This window comes from Kitasatospora sp. NPDC059327 (assembly GCF_042752535.1).
GTDB lineage: Bacteria > Actinomycetota > Actinomycetes > Streptomycetales > Streptomycetaceae > Kitasatospora.
Genome location: NZ_JBHYYB010000094.1, coordinates 1 through 13,212, shown reverse-complemented (window position 1 = coordinate 13,212; position 13,212 = coordinate 1). Strand labels below are relative to the sequence as shown.

The 13,212-nt window shown below is 72.2% G+C and carries 12 protein-coding genes; 2 read left to right on the top strand and 10 right to left on the bottom strand.

Going from position 1 to position 13,212, the window contains the following annotated elements; genetic code table 11:
- Positions 1–28 precede the first annotated feature (28 nt).
- From ACFXHB_RS36005 to ACFXHB_RS35995, 3 genes are all read right to left on the bottom strand, one after another.
- On the bottom strand, positions 29–1,573 hold the full coding sequence (locus tag ACFXHB_RS36005) for a cytochrome ubiquinol oxidase subunit I (RefSeq protein WP_380579748.1): 1,545 nt from the start codon (positions 1,571–1,573) through the stop codon (positions 29–31).
- A 341-nt stretch (positions 1,574–1,914) separates the two neighbouring features.
- Positions 1,915–2,298: a VOC family protein gene (locus tag ACFXHB_RS36000; protein ID WP_380579746.1), complete on the bottom strand. Its 384-nt coding sequence runs from the start codon at positions 2,296–2,298 to the stop codon at positions 1,915–1,917.
- Between the two features lie 221 nt (positions 2,299–2,519).
- Positions 2,520–3,413, bottom strand: coding sequence for an oxidoreductase (locus tag ACFXHB_RS35995; RefSeq protein ID WP_380579744.1), 894 nt, complete (start codon positions 3,411–3,413; stop codon positions 2,520–2,522).
- 57 nt (positions 3,414–3,470) lie between these two features.
- Between ACFXHB_RS35995 and ACFXHB_RS35990 the strand changes: the two genes are divergently transcribed.
- Positions 3,471–4,148: a DNA-binding response regulator gene (locus ACFXHB_RS35990; RefSeq protein WP_380579742.1), complete on the top strand. Its 678-nt coding sequence runs from the start codon at positions 3,471–3,473 to the stop codon at positions 4,146–4,148.
- On the opposite strand, the gene ACFXHB_RS35985 is transcribed toward ACFXHB_RS35990, so the two are convergent.
- The 7 genes from ACFXHB_RS35985 to ACFXHB_RS35955 all read right to left on the bottom strand — a co-directional run bounded on the left by ACFXHB_RS35985 (position 4,126) and on the right by ACFXHB_RS35955 (position 11,784).
- Positions 4,126–4,737 (bottom strand): Uma2 family endonuclease, encoded by a 612-nt coding sequence (locus ACFXHB_RS35985; protein ID WP_380579740.1) that lies wholly within the window; start codon positions 4,735–4,737, stop codon positions 4,126–4,128. The two genes, ACFXHB_RS35990 and ACFXHB_RS35985, sit on opposite strands and share 23 nt — an antisense overlap.
- A 125-nt stretch (positions 4,738–4,862) precedes the next feature.
- Positions 4,863–6,356, bottom strand: coding sequence for a sensor histidine kinase (locus ACFXHB_RS35980; protein WP_380579738.1), 1,494 nt, complete (start codon positions 6,354–6,356; stop codon positions 4,863–4,865).
- 9 nt (positions 6,357–6,365) lie between these two features.
- On the bottom strand, positions 6,366–7,142 hold the full coding sequence (locus ACFXHB_RS35975; RefSeq protein ID WP_380579783.1) for a response regulator transcription factor: 777 nt from the start codon (positions 7,140–7,142) through the stop codon (positions 6,366–6,368).
- A 471-nt stretch (positions 7,143–7,613) separates the two neighbouring features.
- Positions 7,614–8,252: a hypothetical protein gene (locus ACFXHB_RS35970; RefSeq protein WP_380579736.1), complete on the bottom strand. Its 639-nt coding sequence runs from the start codon at positions 8,250–8,252 to the stop codon at positions 7,614–7,616.
- An 18-nt stretch (positions 8,253–8,270) separates the two neighbouring features.
- On the bottom strand, positions 8,271–9,482 hold the full coding sequence (locus ACFXHB_RS35965; protein ID WP_380579734.1) for an ABC transporter permease: 1,212 nt from the start codon (positions 9,480–9,482) through the stop codon (positions 8,271–8,273).
- Entirely contained in the window at positions 9,479–10,297 is an 819-nt protein-coding gene (locus ACFXHB_RS35960) for an ABC transporter ATP-binding protein (protein ID WP_380579732.1), read from the bottom strand. The genes ACFXHB_RS35965 and ACFXHB_RS35960 overlap by 4 nt, the downstream gene beginning before the upstream one ends.
- Positions 10,297–11,784, bottom strand: coding sequence for an efflux RND transporter periplasmic adaptor subunit (locus ACFXHB_RS35955; RefSeq protein WP_380579731.1), 1,488 nt, complete (start codon positions 11,782–11,784; stop codon positions 10,297–10,299). The genes ACFXHB_RS35960 and ACFXHB_RS35955 overlap by 1 nt, the downstream gene beginning before the upstream one ends.
- Positions 11,785–12,343: 559 nt before the next feature.
- Between ACFXHB_RS35955 and ACFXHB_RS35950 the strand changes: the two genes are divergently transcribed.
- A complete protein-coding gene (locus ACFXHB_RS35950; protein WP_380579730.1) occupies positions 12,344–13,012 on the top strand; it encodes a DUF4097 family beta strand repeat-containing protein in 669 nt (222 codons plus the stop codon).
- Positions 13,013–13,212: the final 200 nt, after the last annotated feature.

The following is a 13,212-nucleotide window of genomic DNA, read 5'->3' as shown; positions in this document are numbered from 1 at the left end:
CTCAGTGGGCTCAGTGGGCTCGGTGGGCTCAGTAGGCGAAGGCGAGGGGCTTGTCGGCCTCGTCGTCCGAGGACGGGCCGCGCAGCGTCGGGTCCTCGGTGGGCGGCCGCTCGAAGGTGACCGGGCCGGCCTTGGCGTACTTGACCAGCAGCCGCACCTCGATGACGGCGAGGATCGCGTACAGCAGGGTGAAGGTGGTCAGGGCGCCGATCTGGGTGCCGATGCCGACGTTCGGCGAGACCGCGCTCGCGGTGGTCATCAGCCCGAAGACGGCCCAGGGCTGCCGGCCCATCTCGGTGAAGATCCACCCGAAGCTGTTGGCGATCAGCGGGAACCCCATGGTGAGGATGCCGATCCGCCAGCTCCACTTGGTGAGGAACGGGCCGAGTTCGCGCTTCGGGGTCAGCATCAGCCTGGGCACCTCGGTGTCGCCGGTGCGGAACTCCGGCGCCAGCAACCACTTGCGCCGGGTGGTCCAGAGCCCGACCACCCCCGCCACGAACGAGGTCATCCCGAAGCCGATCATGAGGCGGAAGCCCCAGTAGGTGACGAAGATGCTCGGGATGTAGTCCTTCGGGTCGCCGCCGTACTTGGCGGCCTCCGCGTCGGCCGTGTCGTTGATGCCGGGGACGGAGGAGCTGAAGTCACTGTTGGCGAGGAAGGACAGTATCCCGGGGATCTCCAGCTCCACCGAGTTGTGGCCCTTGCTGACGTCGCCGACCGCGAAGACCGAGAACGGTGCCGGTGCCTGGGTGTCCCAGAGCGCCTCGGCGGCGGCCATCTTCATCGGCTGCTGGCGGAACATCACCTTGGCGAGCGAGTCGCCGCTGAGCGCGGTGCCGAGGCCGAAGATCACGGCCAGCACCAGGCCGAGGCGCAGCGAGGTGCGCATCACGGCGATCCGCTTGGGGTCGGCGCCCTCCGGCCGGCGCTTGGCCTTCCAGAGGTGGAAGGAGGCGATGCCGACCATGAAGGCCGCGCCGGTGAGGAAGGCGGCGGTCAGGGTGTGCAGGACGACGGTGACGGTGGTGTCCTGGAAGAGCACCCGCGCGATGTCGGTGAGCTGCGCCTTGCCGGTGGCCGGGTCGATCGCGTAGCCGACCGGGTGCTGCATCCAGGAGTTGGCCGCCAGGATGAAGTAGGCGGAGAGTACGGTGCCGAGCGACACCATCCACATGCAGGCGCAGTGCAGCTTCTTCGGCAGCTTGTCCCAGCCGAAGATCCAGAGCCCGATGAAGGTCGACTCGAAGAAGAAGGCGATCAGCGCCTCCATCGCGAGCGGGGCGCCGAAGACGTCACCGACGAACCGGGAGTAGTCCGACCAGTTCATCCCGAACTGGAACTCCTGGACGATGCCGGTGACCACACCCATCGCGATGTTGATCAGGAAGAGCTTCCCCCAGAACTTCGTGGCGTGGAAGTACTTCTCCTTGTCCGTCCGCACCCAGGCGGTCTCCAGCCCGGCCACGATGGCGGCCAGGCTGATGGTGAGCGGTACGAAGAGGAAGTGGTAGACGGTGGTGATACCGAATTGCCATCGCGCGATGGTTTCGTGAGCGATTGCCAGTTCCACGTCGCCCTCTCTCCAACCCGACCTGAAAGGTCACTTTCCGGACAAACTTCATCTATAGCTGTAGACCGCTGCGTAACCGCGCAAGCTTGTCCGCTTGTGAACGTGAACACGTTCACAAGGGTCAGTATCCATCATGCTTACGAGTGAAATGCGGGCGGGGTGCGATTGACCGGCGATGCCGTGCGCACAGTCTGCGGACCGGCCCTGGCCTGCCACAACGAACGTGCGGGCGACTGTCGTGATGATCTTGGACGATCCGGCGCTTGACAGGCGCCGGACGGCCGTCCGGCGGCAAGCGGTCCCCGACCGGGCGGGCGGCCGGGCCGGGGACCGGGCGGGGCCTAGTGGCTGCCGTAGGGGCGGGTGATGATCTCCATGCCGTGGCCGGCCGGGTCGAAGAAGTACAGACCCCGGCCACCGTGGTGGTGGTTGATCTCGCCGGGCAGCTTCAGCTGCGGGTCGGCGTAGTAGCCGATGCCGTCGGCCTCGATCCGCGCGAAGGCGGCGTCGAACTCCTCGTCCGAGACGAGGAAGGCGTAGTGCTGCGGGACGACCGACTCCGCCGGGACGGACACGAAGTCGAGGGTGACGCCGTTGTCCGTGGCGAGGGGGACGAACGGGCCCCAGGCGGTACCGACCTCAAGGCCGAGGACGCCGGCCAGGAAGGCGGCGGATTCCCGGTTGTCCCGGGCTTGCACGATGGTGTGGTTCAACTGGACTGCCATGCTTCGAATGCCTCCGTAAGGCACTCACGGGCTACCTCCATGCCTCACCCGGACGGTGACCGACACGCGATGCCGTAGCGGCGATCCTAGGCCGGTCCCCCGCGCACGGCCAACCCCCCGAGTGGCGGCGCCCGCCCCGGCGTACGGACCCCGGGGCGGGCGCGGGAGAAGCGGCGGTGCCTGCCGGTCGGTCCGTCAGACCGGCCGCGCGGCACGATGGTTCACCCCCGGGTCGGCGCCGCCAGCTCGGCGAGGTCCTCCGCACCGAGCCGCAGCGAAGCGGCCGCGACGTTCTCCTCCAGGTGGACCGGCGAGGAGGTGCCCGGGATGGCCAGGATCGACGGCGAGACGGCCAGCAGCCAGGCCACCATGACCTGCGCCCGGGTGGCGCCGTGCCGGTCGGCCACCCGCTGGAGCGCCGGATCGGCGGGCACCCCCGAGCCGCCGAGCGGGTAGAACGGGACGAAGGCGATGCCCCGGGCGGTGCAGTCCGCCAGCAGCGCCGCGTCCTGCGCCGAGTGTTCCAGCACGCTGAACCGGTTCTGCACGGCGGTCACCGGCGCGATCGCCTCCGCCTCGGCGAGCTGGGCCGCGTCGACGTTGCTGACCCCGAGGTGGCGGATCAGCCCCTCCTCGCGCAGCTCGGCCAGGGTGGCGAAGACCTCCGCGATCGACCCCTGGCTGGGCATCCGCCGCAGGTAGACCAGGTCGAGCCGGTCCACCCCGAGCTCGCGCAGGTTGCGGTGGACGGCCGCGCGCAACTCCACCGGGCGGGCCGGGTCCTGCCAACTGCCGTCGGGGTTACGGCCGGGGCCGACCTTGGTGGCGATCACCAGGCCGTCGCGGTACGGGTGCAGCGCCTCGCGGATCAGCCCGTTCGCGGAGACGTCCTCGTGGAAGTAGAACCAGGCGGTGTCGATGTGGTCGACGCCGAGCTCGACCGCCCGGCGCAGCACCGCGACGCTCCGCACGGGGTCGCAGGCCGGGCCGTGCCAGTCCCGGGCGGGCAGCTTCATCGCGCCGAAGCCCATCCGGGAGACGGGCAGGTCCCCGCCGAGCAGGAAGGAGCCGGCGGCGGAGGCGGGAGCGGGGGCGGCGTTCGGGGTGATCGTCATGTCGGTAAGCCTCCGTCGCGCTGGCCCGCGGCCCGACCGATCTGGCAGGTTACTGCCATGACCACCGACCCGATCATCACCCTGCACGGCGAACAGGAACTCGTCCGACGGGCCGGCCACCTCTTCGTCGCGTCGCGGGAGGAGTTCCTGGTCGCCGCCACCGACCTGATGACCTGGTCCACCGGCGTCAACGCCGCCTTCGCGGAGGGCAAACGACCGCACCTCCTCCCCGGGCTCACCATGCGCAAGCTCTACACCCGGCGCGCGCTCGCCGACCCGGAGTCCGAACGACGGCTGTTGCGGATCGCCGCCACCGGCGTCGAGATCCGGATCAGCGACGGGCCACTGGCGCGCGAGGCGATCATCATCGACCGGCGCACCGCGATCCTGGCCGGCGCCCCCGTGCGCGGAGTGCGGACGTACACCGTGGTGCGGGCACCGGAGGTCGTCGACGGCGTGCGCTCGCTGTTCCGCGCCGCCTGGGAGAGCGCCACCGACCTCGCCGACCGCGCCACTCCGCCGCTCCTCACCGACCAGGCCCGGCAGATCCTCCGCTCCCTCGCCGCCGGCCACACCGACGAGACCGGCGCCCGCCTGCTGGGCCTCTCGCTGCGCACCTACCGCCGCCGGGTCGCCGAGCTGCTGACGACCCTCGGCGCCGGCTCCCGCTTCCAGGCCGGCCTGCTGGCCCAGGGCCTGCTGGACGAGGCGGTCAGCCCCGGCGCGCCCCGGTGATCTCCGGGCCGATCGCGAACCCCTTCGCCGGGCCCTCCGGAACGACCGCCTCCTCGCCGTACGGCGTGCGGACGGAGCGGGCGTAGGCACCGCGCTCGGGGTCGGGGCCGGTCAGGACGGTGACGGCGCCGCCCTCGTCGAAGTCGTCGACGATCACGTACACCGCGATGCCGGCGGTCGCGTAGGCCCGGTGCTTGAGCACGAGGTCACGGCGGCGGGCCCGGCTGCCAGGGGAGACCGTCTCGACCACCAGGGCGACGCCGGAAGCGAGCACACCCAGCCCTTCGGGGTGCTCGATCTCCTCCAGGTCATCGGGGGCGACGAAGACATCGGGGATCATCACCCTCAAGCCGTGGATGACGTTACCGTCGTTCGCAGGGGCCCAACCGGTGCCTCGCAACTGGTCGTGCAGCGCCAGCAGGACACGGCGGTTGATCGTCAGGTGGCGGGTCCCGCCAGTGGGCGACATCTCGATGGCCCCTTCAATGATCTCCGCCCTGAAGCCCTCAGGGACGTCCATCTCCGTCCACACCTGCCACAGCGCCTGGTCCAGGTCCACGACGGTCTCCTCGGCTACGAGCACGGTCATTGAGACACCTCTTCCCGTCCAGTGTGGTCGGCGCGCGCGATCCGCATCAAGCCGCGGCCGTACGGTCGCACACGACCGAGGAGCCGACGGGAGGAACGATCACCGATTCACCCGAACGGGCGGTTTCAGCGCTGGTGGGGGAGTTCCACGCGGAAGGTGGCGCCGGTGCCGGGGGCGGTGTGCAGGGTGAGTGCGCCGCCGTGCGCGTGGGTGAGCGCGGTGGCGATGGCGAGGCCCAGGCCCGCGCCGCCGCCGTCGTGCCGGCTGCGGGAGGCGTCGACGCGGTAGAAGCGGTGGAAGACCCGGACGGCCTGCTCCTCGGTGAGACCGGGGCCGGAGTCGGCGACTTCGAGCAGGCACAGGCCCTGTGAGGTGCCGACGCCGATCCGGACCGGGGTGCCGGGCGGGGTGTGCTTGACGGCGTTGCCGACCAGATTGGTGACCACCTGGCGCAGCCGCGCCTCGTCACCGATCACCGGGGCCGGGCCCGGCGCACCGGTGCCGGACGGCCCGGTGAGCGCGACCGGACGGGACGGGTCCAGGGCGGTGAGGTCGTGCAGGGCGTCCGCGGCGAGGGTGCGCAGGTCCATCGGGGCGAGGTCGAGCGGGCGTTCCTCGTCGAGCCGGGCGAGCACCAGCAGGTCCTCGACCAGGGTGCCCATCCGGACGGCCTCGCTCTCGATCCGGGACATCGTCCGCTTGACGTCCGCCTCGGTGGGCAGCGCGCCCATCCGGTACAGCTCGGCGAAGCCGCGGATGCCGGCCAGCGGGGTGCGCAGTTCGTGCGAGGCGTCGGCGACGAAGCGCCGCATCCGCGCCTCGGACTCGGCCCGGGCCGCGAACGCGGCCTCGATCTGGACGAGCATCGCGTTGAGGGCGGCGGAGAGCCGGCCGACCTCGGTGCGCGTGGAGAGCTCGGGCATCCGGTGGGACAGCTCGCCGGAGGCGATCCGCTCGGCGCCCTCCTCGATCCGGCGCAGCGGTCGCAGCCCGGCCCGGACGGCGAAGAAGCCGAGGGCCGCGATCAGCACCAGCACCGCGCCGCCGATCGCCAGGAACGAGGTGCGCAGCCGCCCGACCGTGGCGTCGATGTCCTCACGGGACACCGCGACCATCAGGTACGCGGGGGTGGGGGCCGGCGCGGCGAAGACGCTGGCGGGGGCGGGCGGCCGCTGGAGCGGCAGGACGAGCGTGCGCCAGCTGCGCCGGCCGCGCTGGTCGGGCAGGTCGAACGGGGTGTCGGGGGCGGCGGCGGCCGGGTCGAGGCCGGCCAGCTGCGGTGCCGGGTCGTTCTCGGAGACCGGCTGCCGGACGACCTGCTGGACCTTGCCGTCCGCCGAGAGGTACTGGACCAGGTACTGACTGGGCAGCGCCGCCAGGTAGTTGGGGGTGCCCCGCTTGCCGCCGACCGACGGCTGCTTGTTGTCCGGCCAGGTCACCCGGCCGGGGACGCGGTGCGAGAGCGGCTCGGCGAAGCGCTGCAGTTGGTCGTCGAGGCGCTGCACCAACTGCATCCGCACGGTGCCGAGCACGACGACGTCGCTGACCACGAGCCCGGTGGTGACCAGGGCCAGGACGAGGACGAGCAGCCGTACGCGCAGCGAGAACCGGGGGAACACGGGGGGCGGTCAGCTCTGCGGCGGCCGGCGCAGCGCGTAGCCGATGCCGCGGACGGTGTGGATCAGCTTGGGACCGTGCGCGGGGCCGGAGTCGAGCTTGCGGCGCAGGTAGGAGATGTAGGACTCGACGATGGAGAGGTCGCCGCCGAAGTCGTAGGCCCAGACGTGGTCGAGGATCTGCGCCTTGGAGACCACCCGGCCGACGTTGGCCATCAGGTAGTGCAGCAGCTTGAACTCGGTCGGGGAGAGCGCGACCGGGGCGCCGCCGCGGGTGACCTCGTGGGCGACCGGGTCGAGGGTGAGGTCGGCGACGACCAGCCGGCCGTCCTCGGCGGGGCCGCCGGCCCGGCGCAGGATCGCCCGGATCCGGGCGATCAGCTCCTCCAGGCTGAACGGCTTGGTGACGTAGTCGTCCGCACCGGCGGCCAGGCCCTGGACCTTGTCGCCGACGCCGTCCTTGGCGGTCAGGAAGAGCACCGGCAGGTGGTCGCCGGGGTGGCCGTGGCCGGGGCCGGCGATCTGGCCCCGGGTGGTCTGCTCGCGCAGCCGCTCGACCACGGTGAAGCCGTCGAGGTCGGGGAGCATCACGTCCAGGACGACCAGGTCGGGTCGCTCGGCGGCGATCAGTTCGAGGGCCTCGGTGCCGCTGGCGGCGGAGGCGACCCGGAAGCCGGAGAAGCGCAGGGAGGCGGAGAGCAGCTCCCGGATGTTGGGTTCGTCGTCGACGACGAGGAGGAACGCCTCCCCCGGGACGCCGCCCACGGCGGAGCTGCCAGGTGTGGACACAGTGCCTTGCACGGGGGTTCCGCCTCCCGGTCGGACGATGGCGTTCAGCTGAGGCTAGCCCGGGGAGGCTATGCGCCATCGATGAATGTTGGATTAACACCTTATCGGGCGGATTTAGGCGAACGGGCCCGCGCGGTCGGGCTGGATGGTGTGCGTACGGGCCCCGCGCCCCGGCACGTCGGGCGTCCGGGCAGCGTACCGGCGGCGCGCGGCCCCGTGCTCATGACGTGCGGCCCGGGTCCGGGCAGCGTACCGGCGGCGCGCGACCCCGTACCCATGACGTGCGGCCCGGGTCCGGGCAGCGTACCGGCGGCGCGCGACCCCGTACCCATGACGTGCGGCCCGGGTCCGGGCAGCGTACCGGCGGCGCGCGACCCCGTACCCATGACGTGCGGCCCGGGTCCGGGCAGCGCGCGGCCCGGCCGCCGGAGGAGGTTCGGCCGGGCCACGCGGTCGTCCGGTGCCGCGGGGTCAGCCGCCGGACGGGCTCTGGGTCCCCCTGGTGCCGCCGGCCCCACCGGCTCCACCGAAGCCGCCGGCACCGAAGCCGGCCGCGCCCTCGACGAGCTGGGTGGCGGCGTAGCCGCCGTCGGCGGCCGGGGTGCCGACCACGGTGACGCTCTGGCCGGGCTGCAGGTCGGTGACCTTGCCCTCCTTGTTGAGCTGCACCTTGGTGGCGTCGCCGGTGGTCACCTTGACGGTGTTGCCGTTGGCGTCGGTCAGGTAGACGGTGGTGCCGTCGACGGCCTTCACGGTGCCCCGGGTGAAGCCGCCCTGGGCACCCTGACCACCGGTGCCCTGACCGCCCTGGCCGGTGCCCTGACCGCCCCGGCGGGTGCCGTTCTGTCCGCCGCCGAAGCCGGAGGCCGCCGCCCTGGGCTGCTGCCCGGCGGCGGACGCCTTGCCGGTGGACCCGTGGTCCTGCTGGTACCAGACGCCGCCCGCGAAGGCCCCGGTGGCGATCACCGCGCCGGCCAGCACCAGGGTCGGCCACGGCAGCCGGCGACGCGGCGGCGCGGCCAGCTCGGCGGTGACGTCCCGGGCGTCCGGCGCGGTGGAGAGCAGGACGACCTGCTCGGCAGGAGTGCGCGGCTCGATCTCGTTGCTCATGGTCTGCGAGTCCTTAGGTCACTCGTGGCGAAGGGCGTCGATCGGGCGCAGCGAGGCGGCCCGGTTGGCGGGGTAGCTGCCGAAGAACAGGCCGATGGCGACGGCGATGCCGAACGCTCCGAGCACCGACTCGGGGATCACCACCGGCTTGATGCCGACCACTTCGACGTGTGACCCGGCGAGGCCGGCCAGCACCCCGAGCCCGGCCCCGATCACCGACAGCAGGGTGGACTCGACCAGGAACTGCCCGAGGATCACCCCGCGCGGCGCGCCGAGCGCCTTGCGGATGCCGATCTCCCTGGTCCGCTCGGTGACGGTGACCAGCATGATGTTGGTGATGCCGATCCCGCCGACCAGCAGCGAGATCGCGGCCACCGCGCCGAGCAGCACCGTGAAGGTCTTGGTGGTGGACTCCCGGGCCGTGAGCAGCGAGGCCTGGTTGCCGATCCGGAAGTCGGCCTTGCTCGGGTCGGCGATCGCGTGGGTGCCGAGCAGCACCCGGGTGATCTCCGCCTGCGCGGCGGTGGTGGTCTCGGCCGAGGAGGCCTGCACCAGGATCTGGCTGACCGGCCCGAAGCCGGTGAAGGCGTTCTGCACGGTCGGCAGCGGCGCGATCACCACGTCGTCCGGATCGGTGAAGCCGGTACCGCCCTTGGCCTGCAGCACGCCGACCACGGTGAGCGGGGTGCCGCCGACGGTGATCTGCTTGCCGACCGGGTCGGTGGTGGCGAACAGCTGCTTGGCGGTGGTGGCGCCGAGCACCGCGACCTTCCGGGAGCCGAGCACGTCGTCGGACGTGAAGTACTCGCCGTGGCCGATCTTCAGGTTGGCGGTCTCGAAGTACGCGGGGTAGGTGCCGACGATCGAGCCGGGGCTGTAGGAGATGTCCCCGTACAGCGCGGTGCCGCTGGTGGTGACCACCGGGGCGACGGACTTGATCGCGGTCGACTCCGAGTCACTCGCCAGCGCCTTGGCGTCGGCGATCGTGAGCTTCTTGGTGGTGGACGCGGTGCGCGAGCCGCCGAAGGACGACCCGGCGGTGACCGTCAGCGAGTTGGTCCCGAGGGAGGTGATCGACTCCTTGACCGCCACCGAGGAGCCGTTGCCGACCGCGAGCAGCAGGATCACCGAGGCGACACCGATCAGCACGCCCAGCATGGTGAGGACGGAGCGCACCTTGTTGGCGGCCAGGCCGCCGACGGCGAAGCGGAGCATCTGCCAGAGGATCACGCCGGCACCCCCAGGAATCCGGCGGCCGGGAGAAGGGCGGGCGGCGGCCCGTCCACCGGGGCCTGCCGGACGTCGTCGACGATCGCGCCGTCGACCAACCGGATCACCCGCTTCGCGTGCCGCGCGACCTCGTCCTCGTGGGTGATCAGCACCACCGTGCGACCGGTCGCGTTGAGTCCGTCGATGAGCGCCAGCACCTCGTCGGTGGAGCGGCTGTCCAGATTGCCGGTGGGCTCGTCGGCGAGCAGCATCGCGGGCGCGGTGACCAGTGCCCGGGCCACCGCGACGCGCTGCTGCTGGCCGCCGGAGAGCTCGTTGGGCCGGTGCCCGGAGCGCTCGGCGAGACCGACCAGCGAGAGCGCGGCCAGCGCCCGGCGCCGGCGCTCGGCGCTGCGCACGCCCGCGTAGGCGAGCGGCAGCTCCACCTGGGCGAGCGCGGTGGTGCGGGGGACGAGGTTGAACGACTGGAAGATGAAACCGATCTTGCGGTTGCGCACCAGCGAGAGCTGCTGTTCGTCCAGGTGGCCGACGTCGATGCCGTCCAGCAGGTAGCGGCCCGCGGTGGGCACGTCCAGGCAGCCGAGGATGTTCATCAGGGTCGACTTGCCGGAGCCCGAACTGCCCATCACGGCGACGAAGTCGCCCTGGTCGATGTCCAGGGTGACGCCCAGCGGCTCGCCGGTGGCCTGGTCCGACGGGCCGCGCAGCGCGTGCACGGTGGCGTCGCCGTGGCCGTAGGCCTTGGTGAGCCGGCGGATCTGGATGACCGGCGGAGGCGTCGATCCCTCCGGGACGGCCGGTAGCTGGCGGGCCATCAGCGGCTACCGCCCCGACCGGCGCCGCCCGCACCGGCGCCGGTGCCGCCCGCTGCCGCGCCGACACCCGCGACGCCGGCCGAGCCCGCGCCGTTTCGGCCGCCCTGGCCGCCCTGGCCGCCGGTCAGCCCGGGGAAGGAACCGTTGGGGAAGCCGTTGGTGCCGCTGGTGGTGGCGAGTTCGACCTTGTCGCCCTCCTTCAGCCCGGAGACCACCTGCACGGTGGTGTCACCCTCGACGCCCACCTCGACGGTGACCCGCTCGCTGGAGCCGTCCGGCTGCACCAGGGTCGCCGTCCGGCTGGCCCCGGTACCGGCCAGCGCGGCGGTGGGCAGCGAGAGCGCGTTGTCGGCCTCGCCGGTGACCACCGAGACGGTCGCGCTCAGACCGGTCCGCAGCTTGCTGGTGTCCCCGGTGATCTGCAGCGTCGCCGCGTACTGGACGGCGGCCGCGCCACCGGTGCCGCCGCTGCTCACCGGCAGCGAACTGACGGACAGCACGGTGGCGTTGAGCTTGGTGTCGGACTGCGCGTTCAGCGCGACGGTGGCCGACTCGCCCTTCTTCAGCTTGAGCGAGTCCAGCTCGGAGAAATTGGCGGTGACCTGCATCCCGGTCGGGTTGGTCAGCACGATGAAGCCGCTCGGGGCGCCGGATCCGGTGGTGGTCCCGCTGGACTTGGTGGTGCCGGTGCCGCTGCTCCCCGTGCCGCCCCCCAGCGTGTCGCCGACCTTGTTGGCGACGGACGCCACGGTGCCGTCCACCGAGGCGGTGAGCGTCGTACCCGCCAGCGCCGCCTGGGCGTTGGCGAGGTTGGTCTGCGCGGTGGCCACCTGCTGCTGAGCCTGCGCGACGGCCGCCTCGTCCACCTTGGTCGTGGTGATCGTGGTGGTCTGCGGGACGGGGGTGGTCTGGGGAGCGGGCGCGCTGCTCGCGCCCGCTCCCCGGTCCCCGCCACCGGTGCCACCGCCGGTGGAGTCGTTGGCCGAGCCGCCGGAGCCGCTGGAGCTGTTGGAGCTGTTGGAGCTGTTGGAGCCGCTGTTGCCGCTGGACGACTTGGCCGCGCTGCCCGGGATCTGCTGGGTGGTCGTGGTGGTGACCCCCGCCTGCGCCTTGGTGAGGTTGGCGTTGGCCGTGGTCAGCGCGGACTGGGCCGCGTCCACCTGCTGCTGGGCCGCCGTGGTGTCCACGGTGGCGAGCACCTGCCCCTTGGTCACGGCGTCGCCCACCGCCACCTTCACCGAGGTCAGTTTCCCGCCCGTGGTGAAGTCCTGGGCGGCGTCGGTCGGCGAGGCGAGCGTGCCGGTTCCGGACACGGTGGCCAGGACCGTGCCCTTGGCCACGGTCGCGGTACGGACCTGGGTCTTGCCGGCCGTGTTCTCCGTCCCGCTGTCCAACGTGGTGTACGCCAGGGCCGCGGCACCCACCAGGGCCACGCCCAGCGCTGAGTTCAGAAGGACGGCACCACGCCGTCGCGGAAGCACCTTCATGGCGCACAGCTTCGCCGGACGCTCTTGCGGCACCCTGGGCACCACCTGGGAGAAGCCTGACCGAACGAATCCGGGCATTACGGCACGCTCCGCCCTCCCGGAGCCCTCGCCTTGCCCACCCCCCGGCAAGCCGTTGGCCGAACTCCCAGCGGGTTCCCAGCCGTCCCCAGCCATCCGGCAGCCCGGGGGTCCGGGACTGTCCTGTTCGCCGCCACGCCGCCGCGGCCGGAAGAGCCACCGCGGCGCCCCACCCGCGCGAGCGGTGGATGGCGTGGAACGTCGGACGGTCCGACGTCCCACGCCGAGTCGGCTTGTTCGCCGGGCCGAGGCGCCTCGCTCGGGTGAGCGAGGGGGCGTCGGCCGGGCCCCGGCATCGCGTTCACTCGCTTCGATTGCAACGACCAAGCGGACTCTCATTGCATTAAGTCCAGCCCCACTGCAACGATTATGCGGCTCCCACCTGCATTGATGCCGAGCATGTGCAACGAGCTTGTTGCCAGACCTACGAACGCAACGTAGCTTTTGCGATGTCGGAAACAACGAGTCACAGGAGACCACGATGCAGAAGTTCGCCACCGCCGCCCCGATCGCCGCCGTCCTGGACATCCCCGGCGGGCACATCCGGCTTATCGCCGCCGACCGGGCCGACACCACGGTCGAGGTCCGGCCCGCGAACGCCTCGAAGGGGCGCGACGTGAAGGCCGCCGAGCAGGTCACCGTCGCCTACGAGGACGGCGTGCTGCGGATCGAGGCCGCGCCGGAGAAGAACCGGCTCTTCGGCCCCTCCGGCTCCGTCGAGGTGACCGTCCAGCTGCCGGCCGGCTCCCACGTCGAGGCGAAGGCGGCCGGCTCCGAGCTCCGCGGCGTCGGCCGGCTCGGGGACGTCACCTTCGAGAGCGCCCAGGGCACGGTCAAGCTCGACGAGGCCGCGAGCGCCCACCTGACGGTGCTCGACGGCGACATCACGATCGGCCGCCTGAGCGGCCCCGCCCGGATCAGCACCAAGCGGGGCGACATCCGGATCACCGAGGCCCGGAGCGGCACCGTCACCCTCAGCACCGACGCCGGCGCGATCTCGGTCGACGCGGCCCGCGGCGTGGCCGCCTCCCTGAACGCCGGCACCGGCTACGGCCGGATCCACAACGCGCTCAAGAACGCCGAGGGCGCCGCCGCCCTGAACATCCACGCCACCACCGCCTACGGCGACATCACCGCCCGCAGCCTTTGAGCGGCCCCGGCGCGGCGCGGAGCGGGCCGCGGCGAAACGCGCGGCCCGCTCTCAACCGGCCCCACCGCATGACCCGGCGGCCCACGCGCGGCGGGGGGGGGGCCGCCCGGCACCCCGGCCCCCGCGCGGGGGGCCGCCCGGGGACGGCGTAAACCAGTTTGGGGGCGAGCGCGCGCAACAAAGTAGAGTATTAAACAAAG